This is a genomic window from Serratia sp. CC22-02 (genome assembly GCF_900182895.1).
Lineage (GTDB): Bacteria > Pseudomonadota > Gammaproteobacteria > Enterobacterales > Enterobacteriaceae > Serratia > Serratia nevei.
This window is the reverse complement of the sequence record NZ_FXUD01000002.1, coordinates 144,155-168,219: the sequence shown is the minus strand read 5'-3', so window position 1 is coordinate 168,219 and position 24,065 is coordinate 144,155. Positions and strand designations below refer to the sequence as shown.

The following is a 24,065-nucleotide window of genomic DNA, read 5'->3' as shown; positions in this document are numbered from 1 at the left end:
GGCCCCGTAGAGATTAATCGCGGAAGTTCTTGAACTGGAACGGCTGCCCCAGATCGCCGCCGCGCACCAGCGCCATCACGCTCTGCAAATCGTCGCGTGACTTACCGGTCACCCGCACTTCTTCGCCCTGGATCTGCGCCTGCACCTTCAGCTTGCTGTCTTTGATCAGCTTGACGATTTTCTTCGCCACAGAGGTTTCAATCCCCTGCTTCAGCTTGGCTTCCACGCTGTAGGTTTTACCGCTGTGGGTAAACTCTTCCGGGATCTCCAGCGCGGCGCCGTCGATGCTGCGCTTGCTCAGCTTTTCGCGCAGAATATCGAGCAGCTGCTGCACCTGGAAATCAGACTCGGTGGCAACCTTGATGCTTTGATCTTTCTCGTTTAGCTCAAAGCTGGCCGGCACGTTGCGAAAATCCCAGCGGGTGCCGAGATCGCGGGTGGCGTTCTCAACGGCGTTACGCACTTCCTGCATATCAATTTCGGAAACGATGTCGAAAGATGGCATACTTCTTCCTCCTGAATGAGTGCCTAATAGCTTAGGCGATTTTGATGCCGAGCATGATAACCGCTTTGCCGCCTCAGACAAAATCTGCTGAACGCACGCAGGGATAGCGCTTCGGGCTGCCATAAAGCCTATAGTTAATTCACGGTAATTGAGCGGTATTCCCGTGTTTCCAAGGAGACTGAATGAAAATAACCATTCTTGGTTGCGGCGCGCTCGGACAACTGTGGCTCTCCCGGCTGTATCAGCAGGGCCACGATGTACAGGGATGGCTAAGAGTGCCGCAGCCTTTTTGCGCGGTGAACGTGATAGAGCCGGAAGGCGTCTCGTTTAATCGCAACTTGTCCACTAACGATCCGGAGCACCTTGCGCAAAGCGAGCTGCTGCTGGTGACGCTGAAAGCCTGGCAGGTGTCCAGCGCGGTCAGCGCGCTGCTGCCGAAGCTGAACCCCCAGTGCGCCATTTTGCTGCTGCACAACGGCATGGGCACCCAAGAGGAGCTGCCGCCGAACGGCCAGCCGATCCTGCAGGGCACCACCACCCACGCCGCGCGCCACGAAGGCAGCACCATTATCCACGTCGCCACCGGCATCACCCACATCGGCCCGACCTCGCCGGCCGCCCAGCACCTCAGCCACCTGGCGGAAGTGCTGCATCAGGCGCTGCCCGACGTTGCCTGGCACAACAACATCGCCTCGGCCAACTGGCGCAAGCTGGCGGTCAACTGCGTGATCAACCCGCTGACGGCGCTGTACGGCTGCCGTAACGGCGATCTGCAGCGCTACCCGGAACAGATCGAAACGCTGTGTCGTGAAGTCGCCAGCGTGATGGCGATGGAGGGCTACCACACCTCCTGCGAAGGTTTGATGCAATACGTGATGGACGTGATCCACAGCACCGCCGACAACGTTTCGTCGATGCTGCAGGACATCCGCAGCCAGCGGCACACCGAGATCGACTACATCACCGGCTATCTGCTGCGCCGCGCGCGCAGCCACGGCCTCGCGCTGCCGGAGAATGCGCGGCTGTTTGAACTGATTAAACGAAAGGAAAATGAATATGAGCGTATCGGCGCTGGTCTGCCTGGCACCTGGTAGCGAAGAAACCGAAGCCGTCACCACCATCGATCTGCTGGTGCGGGCGGGCGTAAAAGTCACTACCGCCAGCGTTGCCGGCGACGGCGAGCTGACTATCGTCTGTTCGCGCGGCGTCAAACTGCTGGCCGACGCGCCGCTGGTGGCGATCGTCGATGAGCCGTTCGACGCCATCGTGCTGCCCGGCGGCCTGAAAGGCGCGGAATGCTTCCGCGACAGCCCGCTGCTGGTGGAAAAAGTGCGGCAGATGCATCTGCAGGGCAACATCGTCGCCGCCATCTGCGCGGCACCGGCGCTGGTGCTGCAGCACCACGATCTGTTCCCGGTCGGCAACATGACCGGCTTCCCTGGCCTGAAAGACCAGATCCCGGCGGATAAATGGATGGAGCGCCGCGTGGTGTACGACGCCCGCGTCAACCTGCTCACCAGCCAGGGGCCGGGCACCGCGATGGAGTTCGCGCTGAAGCTGATAGACCTGCTGCTCGGCAAGGCCAAAGCGGCGGAGATCGCCGCGCAGCTGGTGCTGATCCCGGGGATGTACGATTTTCGCGACTGAGCGGCTTGCCGATAAAAAAGGGCTGAACACCGGTTCAGCCCTTGTCGTTTATGCCGCTCCGTGCGTTACGGGCGATAAACCTTCACGTTGCTGAAGCCTTGCTCCAGCAGGTACAGCGCCTGCAGGCGGCTCATCACGCCGCGCTCGCAATACAGCAGATAGGTTTTGCTCTGATCCAGATCGCCGAACTGGGTGCTCAGCTTGTAGAACGGCAGCGCTTTCACTTCAACCTGTTCCAGCTGCAGCGGCTTCTCTTCCTGCTCGTCGTTGGAGCGGATATCCAGGATTACCTCGTCGGCGCCGAAGGCCGCGACGGTTTCCACCTCGGTTACCTGCTCCTGCGCCTGCTCGGCGATAGAGCGAATATCGACGTTCTTCGCCTCGCTCACCACCCGGTCGAGAATACTGAAATCGAAGTGGCTCTCTTCCTCTTCGATCTTGGCCTTGATCGCTTTCACCGTAGGGCTCTTCGAAATCACACCGCAGTATTCCGGCATGGTTTTGGCGAAGTCTTCGGTGCCGATTTCGCGCGCCAGTTTGATGATGTGCTCTTTATCGTGCGAGATCAGCGGACGCAGGATCAGGGTATCGGACGCATTGTCGATCAAACGCAGGTTGGTCAGCGTCTGGCTGGAGACCTGCCCCAGCGCCTCGCCGGTCACCAGCGCCTGCACGCCGTAGCGTTCGGCCACTTGCGAAGCGGCTCGCACCATCATGCGCTTGAGCACCACGCCCATCTGGCCGTCGTCGACCTTCTCCAGGATCTCACCCACCACCGGCTCGAAGTCGATGGCGACGAAGCGCACCTTGTGCGAGCTGGCGAAGCGATTCCACAGGTAGTGCGCCACCTGCTTCACGCCAATCTCGTGCGCAGCGCCGCCCAGATTGAAGAAGCAGAAGTGCACGCGGCAGCCGCGGCGCATCAGCATGTAGCTGGACACGCCCGAGTCGAAACCGCCGGAAATCAGCGACATTACGTCTTCCTGAGTGCCGACCGGGTAACCGCCGATGCCTTCGAGGCGGCGTTTGACCAGCATCAGCTTGTCGTCTTCGATCTCCAGGTTTACCGTGACCTGCGGGCGGGTAAGGTTAACGCGCGCGCTTTCGATGTGTTGGTTCAGGCCGCCGCCGACGTAGCGCTCCACGTCCTGCGAGTTGAACGCCTGCTTGCCGCGGCGCTTGACGCGCACGCAGAAGGTTTTGCCTTCCAGCTGGGCGCGGTAGGCTTCCAGCGTCTGCTCGAAGATGTGGTGGATATCGGTATAAGCGCGATCTTCCACTTCCAGAATATGGTGGATACCGGGAATGCGCGTCAGGGCGTCGGCAATGATCGGCCGCTGGTTTTCATCTTTGGCGCGAACTTCGATATGATCCCAGTGACGGACGACCGCCAGCGTTTCATCATACTGCTTCAGGACGTTGCGAATATTGGTCGAGAGAATCTTGATAAAGCGCAAGCGCACAGATTGGCTCTTGATGGTGATTTCCGGGAACAATTTAATGATAAACTTCATGGCGGTCTTTGTTGTCAGATAAGAATTACGGCGCGGAGTATATCACCATATCGCCGTGCTCTGCGCACAAAACCACACATGAGCGCCATGATTTGCTAATCAAGATCCGCTAGGATAGGCTCTGGCGCCACGGTTCACATGATGACGTAAAAAGAAAATTATGCCGAAAAAACCAGCACAATCAGCCAGTACAGAGCAAACTGCCAGCTTTGAAAGCGCCCTCGGCGAGCTGGAAAGCATCGTGACGCGTCTGGAATCAGGCGAACTGCCGCTGGAAGACGCGCTGAACGAATTCGAACGCGGCGTGCAGCTGGCGCGTCAGGGCCAGCAGAAACTGCAACAGGCGGAACAGCGTGTGCAGATACTCCTTAACGACAGCGCCGACGATGCGGCGTTGGCGCCTTTCACACCGGATACCGAGTAACCGACATGTCTGAGATCGCCCCATCGGCCGCTTTTGCCGATCAACTGCAGATTTTCCGCCAGCGCGCCGATCGCGCGCTGCTGGACTTCATCGCCCCGCTGCCGTTCAACGACGGCAACATGGTGGCGGCGATGCGTCACGGCGCCTTGCTGGGCGGCAAGCGCCTGCGCCCGTTCCTGGTGTACACCACCGGCCAGATGTTCGGCGTGTCGCTGAGCAACCTGGACGCGCCGGCGGCGGCGGTGGAATGCATTCACGCCTACTCGCTGATCCACGACGATCTGCCGGCGATGGACGACGACGATCTGCGCCGCGGCCAGCCGACCTGCCACATTAAATTCGGCGAAGCCAACGCGATACTGGCCGGCGATGCGCTGCAAACGCTGGCGTTTTCAATCCTGGCCGATGCCGAAATGCCTGACGTGGCCCTGCGCGATCGGCTGGCGATGGTCTCTGAACTGGCGACCGCCAGCGGCGTAGCCGGCATGTGCGGCGGCCAATCGCTGGATCTGGAAGCCGAAGGCAAGCGCGTTGATCTGCAGGCGCTGGAGCAGATCCACCGCCATAAAACCGGCGCGCTGATCCGCGCGGCGGTGCGCCTGGGCGCGCTGAGCGCCGGCGAAGCCGGGCGCGCGGCGCTGCCGCAGCTGGATCGTTACGCCGCTGCGGTTGGCCTGGCGTTCCAGGTACAGGATGACATTTTGGACGTTGTCGGCGAGACTGAAAAAATCGGCAAGCGCCAGGGAGCGGACCAACAACACGGAAAGAGTACCTACCCGGCGTTACTCGGGCTTGACAGCGCGAAAGCAAAAGCGTGGGATCTCTATCAGGAAGCATTAGCTGCATTGGACACTTTGGCAGCGCAATCTTATAACACAGCGCCATTGCGAGCGTTAGCCAGCTTCATTATTGAACGCGACAATTAACGTGTGACGTTAACTCCTCTGATATGAGTATCGAATGAGTCTTGATATAGCCAAATACCCAACCCTGGCGCTAGCGGAAAACCCCGAGGAACTCCGCTCACTGCCCAAAGAGAGCTTGCCGAAGCTGTGCGATGAGCTGCGGCAATACCTGCTGAACAGCGTCAGTCGCTCCAGCGGCCACTTTGCCTCCGGGCTGGGTACCGTCGAACTGACGGTGGCGTTGCATTTCGTCTACAACACGCCGTTCGATCACCTGGTGTGGGACGTCGGCCACCAGGCCTACCCGCACAAAATTCTGACCGGCCGCCGCGACCGCATCGCCACCATTCGGCAAAAAAACGGCCTGCATCCGTTCCCGTGGCGCGCCGAAAGCGAATACGACGTGCTGTCGGTCGGCCACTCGTCGACCTCGATCAGCGCCGGCCTCGGCATGGCGGTGGCGGCGGAGCGTGAAGGCAAAGGCCGCCGCACGGTGTGCGTGATCGGCGACGGCGCCATCACCGCCGGCATGGCGTTCGAAGCGATGAACCACGCCGGTGACATCAACCCGGACATGCTGGTGGTGCTGAACGACAATGAGATGTCGATCTCGGAAAACGTCGGCGCGCTGAACAATCACCTGGCGCAGCTGTTATCCGGCAAGCTTTACTCCACCCTGCGCGAAGGCGGCAAGAAAGTACTGGCCGGCGTGCCGCCGATCAAGGAGCTGGTGAAACGCACCGAAGAGCACCTGAAAGGCATGGTGGTACCGGGCACGCTGTTCGAAGAGCTGGGCTTTAACTACATCGGTCCGGTAGACGGGCACGACGTGCAGGGGCTGGTTGCCACGTTGAAAAACATGCGCGATCTGAAAGGCCCGCAGCTGTTGCACATCATGACCAAGAAAGGCCGCGGTTACGCACCGGCGGAGAAGGATCCCATCAGCTTCCACGCCGTACCGAAGTTCGATCCTGCCAGCGGTACGCTGCCGAAAAGTGCCGGCGGTCTGCCGACCTATTCGAAAATCTTCGGCGACTGGCTGTGTGAAACCGCCGCCAAAGACAGCTCGCTGATGGCAATCACGCCGGCCATGCGCGAAGGCTCCGGCATGGTACAGTTCTCCCGCGACTACCCGCAGCAATATTTCGACGTGGCGATTGCCGAGCAGCACGCGGTCACCTTCGCCGCCGGGCTGGCGATCGGCGGCTACAAGCCGGTGGTGGCGATCTATTCCACCTTCCTGCAGCGCGCCTACGACCAGCTGATCCACGACGTGGCGATCCAGAACCTGCCGGTGATGTTTGCCATCGATCGCGGTGGCATCGTCGGCGCCGACGGCCAGACTCACCAGGGGGCGTTCGATCTGTCGTTCATGCGCTGCATCCCGACCATGGTGATCATGACGCCGAGCGACGAGAACGAATGCCGCCAGATGCTGTATACCGGCTATCACTACAATGCCGGCCCGAGCGCCGTGCGCTATCCGCGCGGCACCGGCACCGGCGCGGCGCTGGAGCCGCTCAGCCTGCTGCCGATCGGCAAAGGCGTGGTGCGCCGCCAGGGGGAAAAGATCGCCATTCTCAACTTCGGCACCCTGCTGCCGGAGGCCGCGCAAGCGGCGGAAGGGCTCAACGCCACGCTGGTCGACATGCGCTTCGTCAAACCGCTGGACGAGCAGTTGGTGCTCGAACTGGCCGCCAGCCATGAAACGCTGGTCACGCTGGAAGAGAACGCGATCATGGGCGGCGCCGGCAGCGGCGTCAACGAACTGCTGATGGCCAAACGCCGTCCGGTGCCGGTGCTGAACCTCGGCCTGCCGGACAGCTTCGTCTCGCAGGGCACCCAGGAAGAACTGCGCGCCGATCTGGGGTTGGATGCCGCGGGCATCCAGCGCCAAATCGAAACCTGGCTGGCGCAGTAATCGCCACTCGCGCCTGACAAAACGCCTCCGCCTTCGGGGGCGTTTTTGTTTCCGCACCCTCTCCTCGAGATCCGCGCTACAGTTACTGTCTGAGCTGTGAATGGGAGGCAAGCATGAAGTACCTGAAACTGGGCAACACCGATCTGAACGTCTCGCGCATCTGCCTGGGTTGCATGACCTACGGCGAACCGAACCGCGGCAATCACGCCTGGACGCTGCCGGAAGAGAGCAGCCGTCCGCTGCTGAAACAGGCGCTGGAAGCCGGCATCAACTTTTTCGACACCGCCAACAGCTATTCCGACGGCAGCAGCGAGGAAATCCTCGGCCGGGCGCTGCGCGACTATGCACGCCGCGAAGACGTGGTGGTCGCCACCAAGGTCTATTTCCCGCTGAGTAACCTGAAGCGCGGTTTATCGCGCGCCAACATCATGCAGTCCATCGACGACAGCCTGCGGCGCCTGGGCACCGACTATGTCGATTTGCTGCAGATCCACCGCTGGGATTACGAAACGCCGCTGGAAGAGACGCTGGAAGCGCTGCACGACGTGGTGAAAGCCGGTAAGGCGCGTTACATCGGCGCCTCCTCGATGTACGCCTGGCAGTTCGCCAAGGCGCTGTATACCGCCGATCTGCACGGCTGGACGCGCTTCGTCAGCATGCAGGATCAATACAACCTGATTCAGCGCGAAGAAGAGCGCGAAATGCATCCGCTGTGCGCCGCCGAAGGCATCGCCGTGCTACCGTGGAGCCCGCTGGCGCGTGGCCGCCTGACCCGCCCCTGGGGCGAAACCACCGCGCGGCTGGTTTCCGACCAGTTCGGCAAGAGCCTGTACGAAGACACTGAAGGCATCGACGCCATTATCGCCGAGCGCGTCGCCAGCCTCGCCGAGGAACGCGGCGTTTCACGCGCACAGATCGCGCTGGCCTGGCTGCTGAACAAACCGGCGGTCAGCGCGCCGATCGTCGGCGCTTCGCGCAGCGAACAGCTGGACGACGCCATCGCCGCGGTCGATTTGAGTTTGTCGCCGCAAGAGGTCGCGGAGCTGGAGACGGCTTACGTGCCTCATCGGGTGACGGGATTTGAATAAAGAGAAGCGGGCGCGAAACAGCGCGCCCGTTTGTCAGAACAGCCCGATCGGCCAGTGGTGCCCAATCAGGTAGATGATGCCGGCGGACAGCACGCCGGCGATGATATCGTCGACCATGATGCCCATGCCGCCATGCACGTTGCGGTCGAACCAGCGGATCGGCCACGGTTTCCACATATCCAGAATGCGGAAGATGACGAAACCGGCGGCAACCCAGCGCCAGTCGTTGACCGGCAGCGCCATCAGCGTGATCCACATGCCGACGAACTCGTCCCAGACGATGCTGCCGTGATCGTGCACCTTCATGTCTTTTGCCGTGCGGTGGCAAATATAGACGCCGATGCAGATGCTGAACATCACCGCCAGCGAGTAAAGCTGCCACGGTAGCTGGATCAGCAGCAGCCAGAACGGGATCGCCGCCAGCGATCCCATGGTGCCCGGCATCACCGGCGACAAACCGCTGCCAAACCCGGTGGCCAGCAGGTGCCACGGATTGCTCATCCGCAACCGACGCTTGGCTTCATCCATGGGTGCCCGGCTCCGCGTTGAAATGATCGAACCCAATCCAATCCAGCTCTACCGCTTCGTCGTTGCGATAATAGCGGATGCCTTCAGACAGCGGGCCAATTTGGCCAATGCAGGTGTAGTCGGCCCCGAGGTGGCTCAGCGCCACTTCCAGCGCGCCGCGGTTGATCTCCGGCACGGTGAAGCACAGTTCGTAATCTTCACCGCCCGCCAGCGCCCAGCGCAGCGCCTGCTCGGCATCGGCGTGGCTGCTCAGCGCCTGCGACATCGGCAGCTCGTCCAGCACGATGCGCGCGCCACAGTCGCTGGCCTTCAGGATATGCTTCAGATCGGAAATCAGGCCGTCGGAGATGTCGATCGCCGAGCTGGCCAGATCCCGCAGCGCCTGCCCCTGCAGCACCCGCGGCTGCGGCCGCAGATGGCGGGCGACCAGATAATCGCGCGCCGCCGCATCCTTCACCGCTAGGCGATCCTGCAGGATCGCCAGACCGGCGGCGCTGTCGCCCAGCGTGCCGGTCACATAGATCCAGTCGCCGATGCGCGCACCGCTGCGGGTCAGCGCCCGGCCGGCCGGGATCAGCCCCTGAATAGTCAACGTCATGCTCAGCGGGCCGCGCGTGGTATCGCCGCCGATCAGCTGCATGCCATAATAGTTGAGCTGATCGAACAGGCTGTCGCTGAAGGCCTTCAGCCAGGGCTCGTCCACCTCCGGCAGGGTCAGCGCCAGCGAAAGCCAGGCCGGATCGGCGCCCATCGCCGCCAGATCGCTCAGATTGACCGCCAGCGCCTTATAGCCGAGATCGGCCGGATCGATATCCGGCAGGAAGTGAATGCCCGCGACCAACGTATCGGTACTGACGGCCACCAGCTGTTTTTCCGGCACTGCCAGCAGTGCGCAGTCATCTCCAATGCCCAACTGTACATCCCGGCGCACGCGCTTAAACCGGTCAAAATAGCGGGCAATGAGGTCAAATTCGCCGCATGCCATATCGATATTCCACTAGAAGAAATTAAGGCCGGGAATGCCGGCCTTAAAGTTTTACTTTTTCTTGCGAAGGGTTGGCGCCACTTTATCCAGCACCCCGTTCACAAACTTGTGGCTGTCTTCCGCGCCGAAGGTTTTCGCCAGTTCGATCGCTTCGTTGATTGCCACCTTGTAAGGGACATCTTCGCGCATTTTCAGTTCAAACAGCGCGACGCGCAGCACCGCGCGCTCCACCTGGCCCAGCTCTTCGAGCTGACGCGACAGGTAGGGCGCCATCAGTTCGTCCAGCATACCTGCATTCACTGCCGCGCCGGACAGCAACTCGCGAAAATAGGCGACGTCAACATCTTTGACATCCTGCTCCGTCAGGAACTGGTGTTCAACATCGGCAAGGTCGTTTTTAGACAACTGCCAAGAGTAAAGCGCTTGAACAGCGCACTCACGAGCGCGGCGACGAGCAGCAGGTTTCACGGAATTCCCCTTAACTAAATTCAGGCTTTAATAGCTTTGATAACATTAATCATTTCAAGTGCGGTCAGCGCGGCTTCAGCGCCCTTGTTGCCCGCTTTGGTGCCGGCGCGTTCGATCGCCTGCTCGATGCTTTCGGTGGTCAGCACGCCAAAAGCAACCGGGATTTCGGCATTCATCGCAACGTTGCCGATGCCGGAGCTGGCTTCGCCCGCCACATATTCGAAGTGCGCGGTGCCCCCACGGATAACGGTGCCCAGCGCGATAACCGCGTCGTATTTGCCGGTTTTGGCCAATACGCTCGCCGTCAGCGGCAGCTCGTAAGCGCCCGGGACCCAGACAACGGTGATGTTGTCGTCAGCAACCTGACCAATGCGTTTCAGCGCGTCGATGGCGCCTTCCAGCAGGCTGTCGTTGATGAAATTGTTAAAACGTGCAATTGCGATCGCCACACGGGCATTTGGAGTAGCAACAACACCTTCGATAACTTTCATGGGCTTTCCTTAAAAATGGGTTCAATACCCCGCAGGGGGGCGGATTCTATCATATTCTTTCATCGCCTGCGCGGCGCTTTTGTAAAACCGGCGCGCGGGCGCGAGATTCAGTGTTTCGCCCGCAGGCGCAAACGCAGATCGGGGCCTACCTGACGCACATCGCTAAAGACGAATTCCGGCGCGTCGGCCAATCGCTCCAGGCCCGGTAGGTGGCACAGGCCACGGCCATTATCGCCCAACAGTTTCGGCGCGATGTACAAAATGAGCTCATCCACCAGGCCGGCCTGCAGCAGCGCGCCGGCCAGCGATGCGCCCGCCTCCACCCAGATTGAATTCACCTGGCGCTTGGCCAACAGCATCATCATCACCACCAGATCGACGCCGCCGCCGTGCGCCGGGCAGATAAACTGCTCAACGTCTTGCGGCCAGGTCTGTTCATCCGCCTGCAGGCGCGCCAGCCAGGTGGCGCCAGGCTGCTGCACCACGCGGTGCTGCGGGGTAATGCGGTTTTGGCTGTCGAGCAGGATGCGCAGCGGCTGGCGCAGATTGTCGCGCGGATAGAGGCGCTGCGTCTCGGCGTCCAATTCATCCCAACGCACCGTCAGCGACGGATCGTCCGCCAGCACGGTGGCACTGGTGCTGAGGATGGCGGCGCTCTGCGCGCGCAGGCGCTGCACGTCCTGACGCGCTTCGGGTGAGGTGATCCACTGGCTCTCGCCGGAGGCCATCGCCGTGCGGCCGTCCAGCGACGCGCCCAGCTTCAGCTGCACGTAAGGGAAGCCGGTGCGCATGCGCTTGAGGAAGCCCAGATTGACCGCTTCGGCCTCGGCCAGCATCAGGCCGTGCCGCACCTCGAGGCCGGCCTGCTGCAGCTTGTACAGCCCGCGCCCCGCCACCTGCGGGTTAGGATCTTGCATCGCCGCGACCACCCGCGTCACGCCGGCGGCCACCAGCGCATCGGCACAGGGCGGCGTGCGGCCGTGATGGCTGCACGGCTCGAGCGTGACATAGGCGGTGGCGCCGCGCGCCTTGTCGCCCGCCATGCGCAGCGCGTGCACTTCTGCGTGCGGCTCGCCGGCGCGCAGATGATAGCCTTCACCGACAATTTCGCCGTCGCGCACGATAACGCAGCCGACGTTCGGATTGGGCGCGGTGGTAAAACGCCCCAGCCGCGCCAGTTCGAAGGCGCGCGCCATGTAAAATTCGTCGTGATGCATGAAAGATCCTTTAGTCTTGCAGGCGGGCAATCTCTTCGCCGAACTCACGCACGTCTTCGAAGCTGCGGTACACCGACGCGAAGCGAATATAGGCGACCTTATCCAGCTTTTTCAGCGCGTCCATCACCAGATTGCCCACCAGTTTGGTCGGCACTTCGCGTTCGCCGGTGGCGCGCAGTTGGGATTTGATATGGTTAAGGGCGTTTTCCACGTCGTCCGAGCTAACCGGGCGCTTTTCCAGCGCTTTCAGCATGCCGCGGCGCAGTTTGTCTTCGTTGAACGGCTCGCGCACCTCATCGCTTTTAATCACTCGCGGCATCACCAGCTCGGCCACCTCAAAGGTGGTGAAGCGTTCATTGCACACCAGACACTGGCGGCGACGGCGCACTTGCGAACCGTCCCCCACCAGGCGGGAATCAATGACTTTGGTATCAACGGCGGCGCAGAAAGGGCAATGCATAACACGTCCTGATAAACGTTTTTTATAGATAAAAGCAGTTTACCCCGAAGTGCAGCCACAACAAAGGGCGGCGGCCATTTGTTGCGACACGCGGCCAGGAAGCGGCACCGATATGACTTTCCCCTCCGGGCGGACTAAGCTGATAGCAGGAGATTCAGCATAGGAAATCGCCGACATGACAACCTGTTACCCCAAAATCGCCCTGCTCGCCGCCGCCGTGTTGTTGACGGGCTGCGCGCACAACGCCGCCGTGCCTCAGCTGCGCCATCAGGTCGCCGCGCTGAACCAGAAAGTGAGCGTGCTGACCGATCAAACCACCGCGCTGGAGCGGCAGAATCAGCTCAATCAGCACTCCGACAACGGCGTCTACCTGCTGCCGGCAGCCCGGAGCGCCGCCCGTTTGCAGAGCAGCCTCGGCGAACTGAGCGTTTCGCTGAGCCACATCAAGAGCGAAGCCAACGGCACGCAGGCGCAGCTGCATGTGCGCATCCTCTCGCAGGCCACGCTGCCGCCGTTCAACGCAGTGGTAGAATGGGGCCCACTGGATGAAGCCACCGGCCGGCCGTTGACCGCCGAGGCGCTGTCGCAACCGATCGCCAGCGCCGATTCGCTGCTGCCGAAGCCCGGCCAGGACTTCGAACTGCGCTTCAGCGGCCTGACGCCGGAACAGCTGGGCTATATCCGCCTGCACAGTCTGGTTTCGACCGCCCAACCGGCGGTGGTGCAGCCGCACTGAAACCCGAAGCAAAAAAAAGGAGCGCCATCGGCGCTCCTTCTCATTTCGCTGAATACTGCGATGGTTAAGGCAGAATCGAAGGCTGATCTGCGCCCTCTTTTTCCACTTTTTGCTGCAGCATGTGTTCGCGTTTCATCCCCAGCTTCAACGCCAGCGCGGACGCGACGTAGATGGAGGAAACGGTACCGATCGACACGCCGATCAGCATCGCCAGCGAGAAGCCTTGCAGCATCGCGCCACCGAAGATGTACAGCATCAGCACCACCATCAGGGTGGTCCCGGAAGTCATCAGCGTACGGCTCAGCGTCTGGGTCAACGACACGTTCATGATTTCGTAAGGCGTACCGCGGCGGATCTTGCGGAAGTTCTCACGAATACGGTCGGAAACCACGATGCTGTCGTTCAGCGAGTAACCGATAACCGACATCAGGGACGCGACGATGGTCAGGTCAATCTCGATGTGGAACAGCGACAGCACGCCCAGCGTGATGATCACGTCGTGCGCCAGCGCGATAACCGCCCCCAGCGCCAGGCGCCATTCGAAGCGGAAACCGACGTAGATCAGGATACAGATCAACGCCACCAGCAGCGCCATGCCGCCGGTTTGCGCCAGCTCGCTGCCCACGCTCGGGCCGACGAACTCAATGCGCTTCACGGTGGCGTTTTTATCCACCGAGTCGTTGATCACGCCGATCACCTTGTTGCCCAGTTCCTGGCCTGCGGTGCCGGTCGCCGGTGGCATGCGCACCATCACGTCGCGGCTGCTGCCGAAGTTCTGGATGATCGGATCCTGGAACCCGGCCTTCTCCAGCGTGTCGCGCATCAGGTCGAGATTAGCCGGCTTCTCCAGGTTGATTTCAATGACCGTACCGCCGGTGAAATCCAGACCCCAGTTAAACCCGCGCACCGACATGGTGGCGATCGACGCGACCAACAGCACCAACGAGATGCCGAAGGCCACGTAGTCCCAGCGCATAAAGTCGTAGACTTTACGGCCGTAGTTGAGTTGCTCAACAGTATAATCCTGTGCCACAACGCACTCCTCAGATAGACAGCTTGTTAATGCGTTTGCCGCCGTAAAGCAGGTTGACGATGGCACGGGTACCGACAATCGCGGTGAACATGGACGTCGCCACACCGATAGCGGTGGTGATCGCAAAGCCTTTGATCGAACCGGTGCCCACTGCGTACAGGATGACCGCGGTGATCAGCGTGGTGATGTTGGCGTCGACGATACTGGAGAACGCGCCTTTATAGCCTTCATGGATCGCCTGCTGAACGGACCTGCCGTTCTTCAGCTCTTCCTTGATACGTTCGTTAATCAGTACGTTGGCGTCAACTGCCACCGCCAGCGTCAACACGATCCCGGCAATGCCCGGCATGGTCAGCGTCGCCCCCGGCAACAGGGACATCACGCCGACGATCAGCACCAGGTTGGCGACCAGCGCCGTGGTGGCGATCACGCCGAACTTACGGTACCAGACCACCATGAAGACGATGGACGCCACCAGGCCCCACAGACAGGCTTCCAGACCTTGGGTGATGTTCTGCTGACCCAGGGTTGGACCGATGGTGCGCTCTTCGACGATCTGAATCGGCGCGATCAGCGCGCCCGCACGCAGCAGCAGCGAAAGCTGACGCGCTTCGTTCGGGTTGCCGATACCGGTGATGCGGAAGCTGTTGCCCAGACGCGACTGAATGTTCGCCACGTTGATCACTTCTTCCTGTTTCACCAGCACCGCACGGCCGTTGGCGTCTTTCTTGCCGCTGTCCTTATACTCCACGAACAGGGTCGCCATCGGCTTGCCGATGTTGTCCTTGGTGAAGTTGGACATGGACGTGCCGCCGGCGCTGTCCAGCGAGATGTTAACCTGTGGCTGGTTGTATTCGTCGGTGCTCGAGGTGGAGTCGGTGATGTGGTCACCGGTCAGGATCACGCGCTTGTACAGCACGATCGGCTGGCCGTCACGGGTGTATTTCACCTCGGAATCGCCAGGCACGCGGCCGTTGGCCGCCGCAGTGGCGTCCGCATTGGTGTTCACCAGACGGAACTCCAGGGTCGCGGTGGCGCCCAGAATTTCTTTGGCGCGCGCGGTGTCCTGAATGCCCGGCAGCTCGACCACGATGCGGTCGGCGCCCTGGCGCTGCACCAGCGGTTCGGCGACGCCGAGCTGGTTGACGCGGTTACGCAGGATAGTGATGTTCTGCTGGACGGCGTATTCGCGCGCTTCGCTCAGACGGGCGTCCGTCAGGTTGGCTTTCATGGTGTTGGCGCCGTTGGCGGACAGCACCAGATCGCGCTGACGCGGGCCGATGTAGCTGATGGCCTGGTCGCGAGCCGCATCGTCACGGAAGCGAACTTCCACGCCGTTGTTGTCCAGCTTGCGGATAGACGCGTAAGGAATGCCCTTCTCACGCAGCTCGCTGCGCAGGGTATCCATGGTCTGTTCCTGCAGCTTGCTCAGCGCGGTGTCCATGTCCACTTCCATCAGGAAGTGCACGCCGCCGCGCAGGTCCAGGCCGAGTTTCATCGGCTCTGCGCCCAGCATGGCCAGCCAGGTCGGCGTGGCCGGCGCCAGGTTCAGCGCCACGACGAATTTGTCACCCAGCTCGGTCACCAGCGCTTCGCGGGCGCGCAGCTGAACGTCAGGATCTTTAAAGCGAGCCAGGATGGCGCCATTTTCCAGCGCAATCGACTTGCTCGCGATGTTGTCTTTTTCTAATACGGTACGGACCTGGTCCAGCGTAGTTTCACTGGCGGCGACGCCGCGCGCGCCAGTGATTTGTACGGCCGGATCCTCACCGTAGATGTTGGGAAGCGCATAAAGCAGACCGACGAGGATCACGACGATCAACATCAGATACTTCCACAAAGGATAACGGTTTAGCACGGCAATTCCCTTCGGGAAAAAAGATTACAGGGCCTTCATGGTACCTTTCGGCAGAACGGCCGCCACGAAGTCACGCTTGATCATCACTTCCGTGGTGTCGTTCAGCGCGATGGCGATGATGCCAGTGTCGGCCACTTTGGTCACGCGACCGATCAGGCCGCCGGTGGTCAGCACTTCGTCGCCTTTACCGATGGAGTCCATCAGCTTCTTGTGATCTTTAGCGCGCTTCTGCTGTGGGCGCAGGATCATGAAGTAGAAGATCAGGCCGAACACCACCAGCATAATGATCAGAGAGTACGGGCTTCCCTGAGCCGGGGCCCCTGCGGATGCGACGGCGTCAGAAATGAAAAAGCTCATTGAAATTCCCTCATTAAGTTATCAATTATTAGATCAAGCGTTTAAAGGCGGAATCGGCTTGCCGATCCGACCATAGAAATCCGCAACAAACTGCTCTAATTTACCCTCTTCGATAGCCTGGCGTAAACCCGCCATGAGGCGCTGGTAGTGACGCAGGTTATGAATCGTGTTCAGTCGAGCACCCAATATTTCGTTGCAACGGTCGAGATGGTGCAAGTAGGCGCGGCTGTAATGGCGACACGTGTAGCAATCACAGTCCTTATCCAGCGGAGAAGTATCATCCTTGTGCTTGGCATTACGGATTTTTACCACACCGTCAGTCACGAACAGATGGCCGTTGCGGGCGTTGCGGGTCGGCATGACGCAGTCGAACATGTCGATGCCGCGACGCACGCCTTCCACCAAATCTTCCGGCTTGCCGACGCCCATCAAATAGCGTGGCTTATCTTCCGGAATTTGCGGGCAAACGTGTTCAAGAATGCGATGCATATCCTCTTTCGGCTCGCCTACAGCCAAGCCGCCCACAGCGTACCCGTCAAAGCCGATATCCACCAGCCCTTTGACGGAAACATCACGTAAATCTTCGTAAACACCGCCCTGAATGATGCCGAACAGCGCATTTTTATTTTCCAGCTCGTCGAAACGCTTGCGGCTGCGCTCCGCCCAGCGCAGCGACATTTCCATCGAACGCTTGGCGTAGTCCCAGTCGGCCGGGTACGGCGTACATTCGTCGAAGATCATCACGATGTCGGAACCCAGGTCATACTGGATTTCCATCGATTTTTCCGGGCTCAGGAACACCTTGTCGCCGTTGATCGGGTTGCGGAAGTACACGCCTTCCTCTTTGATCTTCCGCATCGCACCCAGGCTGAATACCTGAAAACCGCCGGAATCGGTAAGGATCGGCCCATGCCACTGCATGAAGTCGTGCAGATCGCCGTGCAGTTTCATGATCTCCTGGCCCGGGCGCAGCCACAGGTGGAAGGTGTTGCCCAGCAGGATCTGTGCGCCGGTCTCTTTCACTTCTTCCGGCGTCATGCCCTTGACCGTACCGTAGGTACCGACCGGCATAAAGGCCGGGGTTTCCACCACGCCGCGGTCGAAGATCAGGCGGCCGCGACGCGCGCGGCCATCGGTAGTTTGTAATTCGTACTTCACAAAGCCTCCAGCATCAGAGAAACAGTCTGATGTCGTTGAAACGGGGCCGCGCCGTGGGCACAGCCCGGGAAATTAACCGCCGACGGACTCGTTTTCCGCCTGCGGGTTACGGCTGATGAACATCGCATCGCCGTAGCTGAAAAAGCGATACTGCTCGGCCACCGCCTGCTGATAGGCGTTCATGGTATTTTTATAGCCGGCGAAGGCCGACACCAGCATGATCAGGGTCGATTCCGGCAGGTGGAAATTGGTCACCAGCGCGTCGATCACCTGATAGTGATAGCCTGGATAGATAAAGATGCTGGTATCGCCGAAGAACGGCGCAATCAGCGCCTCTTTGCTGGCCGCCGCGGCGCTTTCCAGCGAGCGCACAGAGGTGGTGCCCACCGCCACGACGCGTTTGCCGCGCGCCTTGCAGGCCAGCACCGCATCGACCACGTCCTGCGGCACTTCGGCGTATTCGGCGTGCATCACGTGATCTTCGATGGTTTCCACGCGCACCGGCTGGAAGGTGCCGGCGCCGACGTGCAGCGTCACGAACGCCATTTCCACGCCCTTGGCGCGCAGCGCCGCCAGCAGCGGCTCGTCGAAGTGCAGGCCGGCGGTCGGCGCGGCGACCGCGCCGGGTTTCTCGCTGTAGACCGTCTGATACAGCTCGCGGTCCGCGTCTTCATCCGGGCGGGCGATATAAGGCGGCAGCGGCATGTGGCCGGCGGCGTTGAGGATAGTGAACACGTCGCGCTCGTCGTTGAAGCGCAGCTCGAACAGCGTCTCGTGGCGCGCTACCATGGTGGCGGCGATGCTCTCGTCATCCCCCAACAGCAGCTCGGCGCCCGGCTTCGGCGCTTTCGACGCGCGCACGTGCGCCAGCACGCGATGGTCGTCCAGCACGCGCTCCACCAGCACTTCAATCTTGCCGCCACTGACCTTGCGGCCGAACATGCGCGCCGGGATCACGCGGGTATTGTTGAACACCAGCAGGTCGCCGGCTTCCAGCTTATCCAGCAGTTCGGTGAATACGCCGTGCGTCAGCGCCCCGCTCGGCCCGTCCAGCTGCAGCAGGCGGCATGCGCTGCGTTCGGCCTGGGGATAGTGGGCAATCAGGGATTCGGGAAGTTCAAACGAAAAATCAGCGACGCGCATGGGTATTCACTTCTTCAATTTAGGGCTGGTTGGTAAAAAACAGGCGGCCTAGTCTAAAGCCGGGGGCGGTCAGCGGCAAGAAATAAGGAGGATTTGCCTGACTTCGGGTATAGTTGAGGGATGAATTTTCTCGCTCATCTTCACCTGGCCATGCTGGCGGACAGCTCGCTGCTGGGCAACCTGCTGGCCGATTTCGTGCGCGGCAACCCCGCCGCCGACTACCAGCCCGACGTGGTGGCCGGCATCATGATGCACCGCCGCGTCGACGTGCTGACCGACAGCCTGCCGCAGGTCAAAGCCAGCCGCGACTATTTCAGCGCCCCCTACCGCCGCGTGGCGCCGATCACCCTCGACGTGGTGTGGGACCATTTTCTGGCGCGCCACTGGCAGCAGCTGGAGCCTTCGCGCGACCTGCACCAGTTTACCCAGGAAGCCCGCAGCCAGATCGAACCTTTTCTCCCGCTCACGCCGCCGCGCTTTCAAAACCTGAACGGCTACCTGTGGCCGGAACGCTGGCTGGAGCGCTACGCCGAATTGCCGTTCATCGCCCGGGTGCTGCAGGGCATGGCCAGCCGCCGCCCGCGCCTCGATGCGCTGGGCGGCTCGTTCGCCGACGTCGAGCAACATTATCATCAGCTTGAAACACAGTTCTGGCAGTTTTACCCGCAAATGATGCGGCAGGCGAAGGACAAAGCGCTCTGAGGTCAAGCCCAAGCCATTGAAATTGCAACGCCTTGCAAGAATTTACGTTTTGCCGCTTGCCCTTTTGTGGGAAAAGGTTATTTTTAAAGCTCGCTAAATTATATCAACGACTTTGATAGGTGAAAGCTATCTCATCGATTGGTCTTTTACCCTTTATTCACCAAGTCGCGGCCCCTATACTGGCCCTTGTTTTTACATCCACCCTTTAACACCTATTACAGGAGTAATTATGGTCCTGGTAACTCGTCAAGCCCCTGACTTCACTGCAGCTGCCGTACTGGGTAGCGGCGAAATCGTTGAAAACTTCAACCTGAAGAAGCACCTGAACGGCAAACCGGCCGTGCTGTTCTTCTGGCCAATGGACTTCACCTTCGTATGCCCTTCCGAGCTGATCGCTTTCGATCACCGCTATGAAGAGTTCCAGAAGCGTGGCGTTGAAGTGGTTGGCGTTTCCTTCGACTCAGAGTTCGTCCACAACGCATGGCGTAAAACCCCTGTCGACAAAGGCGGCATCGGTGAAGTGAAATACGCAATGGTTGCTGACATCAAGCGTGAAATCCAGAAAGCTTACGGCATCGAACACCCGGAAGCCGGCGTTGCGCTGCGCGGCTCCTTCCTGATCGACAAAGACGGCATCGTGCGTGCTCAGGTTGTTAACGACCTGCCAATCGGCCGTAACATCGACGAAATGATCCGTACCGTTGACGCGCTGCAATTCCACGAAGAGCACGGTGAAGTGTGCCCGGCTCAGTGGGAAAAAGGCAAAGCAGGTATGGGCGCTTCCCCAGACGGCGTTGCAAAATACCTGTCTGAAAACGCTGCCAAGCTGTAATTTCAGCCTGATAGTGAATCAACCGGCCCACGCGGCCGGTTTTTTTATGCCCCTTTATGGGGCAGACCGCCCACCTTCAGTGCTTTATTTCCCTGTTTCCGCTCACATTTCCCACCCTGCTCGCCGCGCGCACGCCCATCTGCGGCTACTATCAATAACGCTGGCTCGCGCTTTGCAAGTGAACAGCGGCAAGCAAACACAACACAATAAAAAACTGACAGGGTAGGAATAACTATGTTTTTACAGAAATGGAGCAAACCCCTGACCATGGCGGCGCTGCTGGTCAGCGGCAGCCTGTATGCGGCATCCAACCCGGCGGTGGAAGCCAAAAACGGCATGGTGGTCACCTCGCAACACCTGGCCTCGCAGGTCGGCGTGGATATCCTGAAGATGGGTGGCAACGCCATCGACGCCGCCGTGGCGGTGGGCTATGCGCAGGCGGTGGTTAACCCCTGCTGCGGCAACATCGGCGGCGGCGGCTTTATGACCGTCCACCTGGCGGACGGCACCGACACCTTCATCAACTTCCGTGAAACCGCGCCGGCGGCGGCCAGCGCCAACATGTATCTGGATGCCGACGGCAAGGTAAAGAAAGACGCCAGCCTGTACGGCTATCTGGCGGCGGGCGTGCCGGGCACCGTGCTGGGGATGGAAACCGCGCGTGAGAAGTACGGCAAGCTGAGCCGCGAACAGGTGCTGGCGCCGGCTATCAGGCTGGCGCGCGAAGGCTTTGTGCTGACCCGCGCCGATACCGATATCCTCGACACCACCGTCGCACGCTTCAAACAGGATCACGAGTCGGCCAAAATCTTCCTGCGCCCGGACGGCAGCCCGCTGCAGCCGGGGGACAAGCTGGTGCAAACCGATCTGGCCAATACGCTGGAAGCCATCGCCAAAGGAGGAACCGACGCCTTCTATAAAGGCAAGATCCCGCAGGCGGTGGAGGCGGCGGCCAAACAGAGCGGCGGCATCTTGACCGCCGCCGACTTCGCCAATTACAAGGTCACCGAAACGCCGCCGATTACCTGCAGCTATCGCGGCTACAAGTTCGTGTCGGCGCCGCCTCCCAGCTCCGGCGGCGTGACACTGTGCGAAATCCTCAACGTGGTGGAAGGCTACGACCTGAAAAGCATGGGCTTCAACTCGGCGGCGGCCATTCACACCATGACCGAAGCGATGCGTCATGCCTACATGGACCGCAACACCTACCTCGGCGACCCGGAATTCATCAAGAACCCGATCGACCGGCTGGTGAGCAAGAGCTACGCCGAGCAGATCCGCAAGAAAATCGTCGCGGACAAGGCCACGCCGTCGGAAAACGTGCAGCCCGGCATGGAACCGCATGAAAAACCGGAAACCACCCACTATTCGATCGTCGATCACGATGGCAACGCCGTCTCCACCACCTATACCGTCAACGGCCGCTTCGGCGCCGTGGTGATCGCACCGGGCACCGGCTTCTTCCTCAACGACGAGATGGACGACTTTACGGTTAAAGTGGGCGAGAAAAACCTGTACGGACTGGTGCAGGGCACAGCCAACAGCATTGCCCCCGGTAAGCGCCCACTATCGTCGATGAGCCCGACTCTGGTGACCAAGGACAACAAGATCTTTATGGTACTGGGCTCACCGGGCGGTTCGCGCATCATCACCATCACCCTGCAGACCGCGTTGAACGTGATCGACCACGGCATGGCGCCGCAGGAAGCGGTGGACGCACCGCGCATCCATCACCAATGGTTGCCGGATGAGGTGTACTACGAACAGCGCGGCGTTTCCGCCGATACGCTGAAGCTGCTGAGCGGCATGGGCTATAAGATGGTCGAGCAAACGCCGTGGGGCGCCGCCGAACTGATTCTGGTCGGTTTGCCGGGCGCGGCGGGCGTCAGCCCGGCCAACTCCGGCAACGACTCGGCGGTTTCCGGCAAGGTGCGCGAAGGCTATCTGTACGGCGCCAACGACGTGCGTCGCCCGGCAGGTTCTGCGGTCGGTTACTGATGTAAACGCCTACTCACTTTTATCGCGGGGGCCCTTTGGCCCCCGCAGTTGCTTTAGCCTTCGCAGCGCCACACGGTGGCCGACTCTTCCGCCAGCTGCAGGCGCAGCCCGCCTGCCGTTTCGCTCAACTCTCCCCGCCCTTCCACACGCCGCCACGGGCCGCGCGCCAACAGCGGGTTGTGCGGCAGCTGCGCCTGGCCGCTGCCGTTGCGCTGCAGCGCCACCAGCACCTGCTCCTGCTGATACAGGCGCACAAACACCAGCGTTTCTCCGCTGGCATACAGCACCTGACAGCCGCCGCGACGCAATGCCACGCTCTGTTTACGCAGCGCCGCCATGCGCTGGAACAGCGCCAACAGCGGCCGGTCCCAGTCGCCGACGTCCCACGGGAACGGCTTGCGGCAGAACGGATCGTTGCCGCCGTCCAGACCAATCTCATCGCCGTAGTAGAGACAAGGCACGCCAATCCAGCTCAGCAACCACACCGCCGCCATTTGCATGCGCGCCGCGTTCCCCTGCAACAGCGTGAGAAAACGCGCGGTATCGTGGCTGTCCAACTGGTTGAACTGGATCAGCTGGCGGCCGTGCGGCAGCCCGGCGCGGTAACCGTCCATCCACTGCGCGCACCCGGCGGCGTCCAGCCGCACCGGGTGATAGGCCACGTCCAGCCCCGCCAAAAATGCCCGCACCGGCAGCGCGAACCCCATGTAGTTCATCGCCGCATCCTCCACGCCGGCGTGCAACCAGCGGCGCGCGTCGCCGAAGTGCTCGCCCAAGACGTAGGCCTGAGGGTTCTCCTGCTTCACCGCCTGATAGATGCCAGCCAGGTGATGCAGGTTGCCGGTGGCGCCGCCGTTCTCCCCCAGCATGTGCACCACGTCCAGCCGCCAACCGTCGATGCTGTACGGCGGGCGCAGCCAGTGGCGCACCACGCTGCCTTCTCCGCGATAGATCGCTTCCGCCACTTGCGGCTCGGCGAAGTTGAGCTTCGGCAGGCTGGCGTTGCCCTTCCAGTCGAGCGCGCGGCCGTCCGGGTAAAAGTTGAACCAGCCGCGATACGGTGAATCAGGGTGGTGACAGGCGCCGTTTTCGCCCTGGCGATGGCGGTCGAACCACGGATGCGAGTCGCCGGTGTGGTTGAATACCCCGTCCAGCACCAGTTTCATGCCCACCTTGTGAGTGCTCACTCGCAAACGCTGCAGCGCCGCGTTGCCGCCAAAGTGCGGATCGACCTGGTAATAGTCCTCGGTATCGTACTTATGCACGCTCGGCGCGGTAAAAATCGGGTTCAGATACAGCGCCGTCACGCCCAACTGCTGCAAATACGGCAGTTTGGCGCTGATGCCGTCCAGATCGCCGCCGTAAAAGGTCGAGGCGGCGTGGCGATCCTCCAACGGGTGCTGCCAGTCACGCCGAATCACCTCGGCGCCGGCCGCGTGATGGCGGTAGCTGCCGCTTTGGATGCCGTGCTCGCCGCCGCTGCTGGCGAAGCGATCGGGGAAAATCTGGTAGAACAGCTGATCCGCCACCCACTCGGGGCCATGGTCGGGCTCGTCGACGGCGAACTGCGCCAGCTGGCCCGGCGGCGTTGGCGACCAGCCCTGCGGGCCGAACCACTGCTGGCGATCGGCCCACAGCAGCTTGAAGCAGTAACGCCGCGTCGGCTCGCCCTCATTCAGCGTCAGGCTGGCCTGGTAGCGCCGCATTCCCTCGTGGCGCTGCGCTTTCATCACCAGCAGCCACTCTTCGTTGTCCGGTTCGGCGCGCAAAAACACCCGTTCCGGCAGTTCATCCCCCTGTAACCACAGCGTGATATCCAAACGTTGCCCTTGCTTCACCACAAAAGGCGGGACCGGTTGATGCCAGGCGTTAAGCATACTGTTTCTCCTGCTGTACCAAACGAAATCGACGGCGTTCTTCAAGAAGCGAACAATGCCACGTTAAGTGCAACTCCCCCTCCTCTCTGGCCGCAAAACCCGGGGATGAGCCGGGGGGCGGAGACCGAAAAATAACGCTAACCCGATGTAAAAAAAGGTAAACAGGCACAAATCCTGCACGTTACCCCTTAGGCTAACGCGTTTTAAGTTTACAGGAT

The 24,065-nt window shown here is 60.9% G+C and carries 24 protein-coding genes; 10 read left to right on the top strand and 14 right to left on the bottom strand.

Translation table 11 applies throughout. The annotated features are described in order from the left end of the window. Positions 1 to 13: 13 nt before the first annotated feature. Positions 14 to 505 (bottom strand): YajQ family cyclic di-GMP-binding protein, encoded by a 492-nt coding sequence (locus QOL81_RS07585; protein ID WP_025301759.1) that lies wholly within the window; start codon positions 503 to 505, stop codon positions 14 to 16. Positions 506 to 687: 182 nt separating this feature from the next. On the opposite strand from QOL81_RS07585, the gene panE reads away from it, so the two are divergent. Next, complete coding sequence (gene panE / locus QOL81_RS07580) at positions 688 to 1,599, top strand: 2-dehydropantoate 2-reductase (protein ID WP_283439763.1); 912 nt, start codon at positions 688 to 690, stop codon at positions 1,597 to 1,599. Beyond that, positions 1,562 to 2,152 (top strand): protein deglycase YajL, encoded by a 591-nt coding sequence (gene yajL, locus QOL81_RS07575; protein ID WP_019454200.1) that lies wholly within the window; start codon positions 1,562 to 1,564, stop codon positions 2,150 to 2,152. The genes panE and yajL overlap by 38 nt, the downstream gene beginning before the upstream one ends. 65 nt (positions 2,153 to 2,217) lie before the next feature. Here the strand turns inward: yajL and thiI are convergent, their stop codons facing one another. Next, positions 2,218 to 3,666 carry a tRNA uracil 4-sulfurtransferase ThiI gene (thiI, locus tag QOL81_RS07570; RefSeq protein WP_047728729.1) on the bottom strand — a complete coding sequence of 483 codons (1,449 nt, stop codon included), beginning with the start codon at positions 3,664 to 3,666 and terminating at the stop codon, positions 2,218 to 2,220. 160 nt (positions 3,667 to 3,826) lie between these two features. Between thiI and xseB the strand changes: the two genes are divergently transcribed. From xseB to QOL81_RS07550, 4 genes are all read left to right on the top strand, one after another. Further along, complete coding sequence (xseB, locus tag QOL81_RS07565; protein WP_033642062.1) at positions 3,827 to 4,090, top strand: exodeoxyribonuclease VII small subunit; 264 nt, start codon at positions 3,827 to 3,829, stop codon at positions 4,088 to 4,090. 5 nt (positions 4,091 to 4,095) lie between these two features. After that, positions 4,096 to 5,016 (top strand): (2E,6E)-farnesyl diphosphate synthase, encoded by a 921-nt coding sequence (gene ispA, locus QOL81_RS07560; RefSeq protein WP_033634008.1) that lies wholly within the window; start codon positions 4,096 to 4,098, stop codon positions 5,014 to 5,016. 34 nt (positions 5,017 to 5,050) lie between these two features. Then, on the top strand, positions 5,051 to 6,916 hold the full coding sequence (gene dxs, locus QOL81_RS07555; RefSeq protein WP_126171232.1) for a 1-deoxy-D-xylulose-5-phosphate synthase: 1,866 nt from the start codon (positions 5,051 to 5,053) through the stop codon (positions 6,914 to 6,916). Between the two features lie 113 nt (positions 6,917 to 7,029). Then, a complete protein-coding gene (locus QOL81_RS07550; protein WP_070915539.1) occupies positions 7,030 to 8,004 on the top strand; it encodes an aldo/keto reductase in 975 nt (324 codons plus the stop codon). 33 nt (positions 8,005 to 8,037) lie between these two features. Here QOL81_RS07550 and pgpA read toward each other — a convergent pair whose 3' ends face one another. The 6 genes from pgpA to nrdR all read right to left on the bottom strand — a co-directional run bounded on the left by pgpA (position 8,038) and on the right by nrdR (position 12,153). After that, complete coding sequence (gene pgpA / locus QOL81_RS07545) at positions 8,038 to 8,532, bottom strand: phosphatidylglycerophosphatase A (protein ID WP_004940382.1); 495 nt, start codon at positions 8,530 to 8,532, stop codon at positions 8,038 to 8,040. Beyond that, positions 8,525 to 9,517, bottom strand: a complete 993-nt coding sequence (gene thiL, locus QOL81_RS07540; RefSeq protein ID WP_070915536.1) for a thiamine-phosphate kinase — start codon at positions 9,515 to 9,517, stop codon at positions 8,525 to 8,527. Before thiL ends, pgpA begins: the two co-directional genes overlap by 8 nt. 51 nt (positions 9,518 to 9,568) lie before the next feature. Then, positions 9,569 to 9,985 carry a transcription antitermination factor NusB gene (gene nusB / locus QOL81_RS07535; protein WP_004940384.1) on the bottom strand — a complete coding sequence of 139 codons (417 nt, stop codon included), beginning with the start codon at positions 9,983 to 9,985 and terminating at the stop codon, positions 9,569 to 9,571. Positions 9,986 to 10,005: 20 nt separating this feature from the next. Continuing rightward, positions 10,006 to 10,476, bottom strand: a complete 471-nt coding sequence (gene ribH, locus QOL81_RS07530) for a 6,7-dimethyl-8-ribityllumazine synthase (protein ID WP_004940385.1) — start codon at positions 10,474 to 10,476, stop codon at positions 10,006 to 10,008. A 107-nt stretch (positions 10,477 to 10,583) separates the two neighbouring features. After that, positions 10,584 to 11,693, bottom strand: coding sequence for a bifunctional diaminohydroxyphosphoribosylaminopyrimidine deaminase/5-amino-6-(5-phosphoribosylamino)uracil reductase RibD (ribD, locus tag QOL81_RS07525; RefSeq protein WP_070915534.1), 1,110 nt, complete (start codon positions 11,691 to 11,693; stop codon positions 10,584 to 10,586). Between the two features lie 10 nt (positions 11,694 to 11,703). Beyond that, positions 11,704 to 12,153, bottom strand: a complete 450-nt coding sequence (gene nrdR / locus QOL81_RS07520; RefSeq protein ID WP_004940387.1) for a transcriptional regulator NrdR — start codon at positions 12,151 to 12,153, stop codon at positions 11,704 to 11,706. A gap of 175 nt (positions 12,154 to 12,328) precedes the next feature. Here nrdR and QOL81_RS07515 point away from each other — a divergent pair, with 175 nt between their 5' ends. Next, the gene (locus QOL81_RS07515) at positions 12,329 to 12,889 is read left to right on the top strand and encodes a SadB/YajI family lipoprotein (RefSeq protein WP_060440583.1); all 561 of its coding nucleotides are present in this window, start codon (positions 12,329 to 12,331) and stop codon (positions 12,887 to 12,889) included. Positions 12,890 to 12,953: 64 nt separating this feature from the next. On the opposite strand, the gene secF is transcribed toward QOL81_RS07515, so the two are convergent. From secF to queA, 5 genes are all read right to left on the bottom strand, one after another. Then, positions 12,954 to 13,922, bottom strand: coding sequence for a protein translocase subunit SecF (gene secF, locus QOL81_RS07510; protein WP_019454209.1), 969 nt, complete (start codon positions 13,920 to 13,922; stop codon positions 12,954 to 12,956). A gap of 10 nt (positions 13,923 to 13,932) precedes the next feature. Then, positions 13,933 to 15,780: a protein translocase subunit SecD gene (gene secD / locus QOL81_RS07505; RefSeq protein WP_004940390.1), complete on the bottom strand. Its 1,848-nt coding sequence runs from the start codon at positions 15,778 to 15,780 to the stop codon at positions 13,933 to 13,935. Between the two features lie 24 nt (positions 15,781 to 15,804). After that, the gene (gene yajC, locus QOL81_RS07500; RefSeq protein WP_004940391.1) at positions 15,805 to 16,137 is read right to left on the bottom strand and encodes a preprotein translocase subunit YajC; all 333 of its coding nucleotides are present in this window, start codon (positions 16,135 to 16,137) and stop codon (positions 15,805 to 15,807) included. A gap of 33 nt (positions 16,138 to 16,170) precedes the next feature. Continuing rightward, positions 16,171 to 17,295 (bottom strand): tRNA guanosine(34) transglycosylase Tgt, encoded by a 1,125-nt coding sequence (tgt, locus tag QOL81_RS07495; RefSeq protein ID WP_033647322.1) that lies wholly within the window; start codon positions 17,293 to 17,295, stop codon positions 16,171 to 16,173. Positions 17,296 to 17,367: 72 nt separating this feature from the next. Beyond that, entirely contained in the window at positions 17,368 to 18,438 is a 1,071-nt protein-coding gene (queA, locus tag QOL81_RS07490; protein WP_151254908.1) for a tRNA preQ1(34) S-adenosylmethionine ribosyltransferase-isomerase QueA, read from the bottom strand. A gap of 120 nt (positions 18,439 to 18,558) precedes the next feature. On the opposite strand from queA, the gene QOL81_RS07485 reads away from it, so the two are divergent. The 3 genes from QOL81_RS07485 (at position 18,559) to ggt (ending at position 21,970) form a co-directional block, all read left to right on the top strand. Beyond that, on the top strand, positions 18,559 to 19,140 hold the full coding sequence (locus tag QOL81_RS07485) for an ACP phosphodiesterase (protein WP_169318096.1): 582 nt from the start codon (positions 18,559 to 18,561) through the stop codon (positions 19,138 to 19,140). A 229-nt stretch (positions 19,141 to 19,369) separates the two neighbouring features. Continuing rightward, positions 19,370 to 19,972, top strand: coding sequence for a peroxiredoxin C (locus QOL81_RS07480; protein WP_019454212.1), 603 nt, complete (start codon positions 19,370 to 19,372; stop codon positions 19,970 to 19,972). A gap of 234 nt (positions 19,973 to 20,206) precedes the next feature. Continuing rightward, the gene (gene ggt / locus QOL81_RS07475; RefSeq protein ID WP_283439762.1) at positions 20,207 to 21,970 is read left to right on the top strand and encodes a gamma-glutamyltransferase; all 1,764 of its coding nucleotides are present in this window, start codon (positions 20,207 to 20,209) and stop codon (positions 21,968 to 21,970) included. A gap of 53 nt (positions 21,971 to 22,023) precedes the next feature. On the opposite strand, the gene malZ is transcribed toward ggt, so the two are convergent. After that, positions 22,024 to 23,847, bottom strand: a complete 1,824-nt coding sequence (malZ, locus tag QOL81_RS07470; RefSeq protein WP_070915529.1) for a maltodextrin glucosidase — start codon at positions 23,845 to 23,847, stop codon at positions 22,024 to 22,026. Between the last annotated feature and the right edge of the window lie 218 nt (positions 23,848 to 24,065).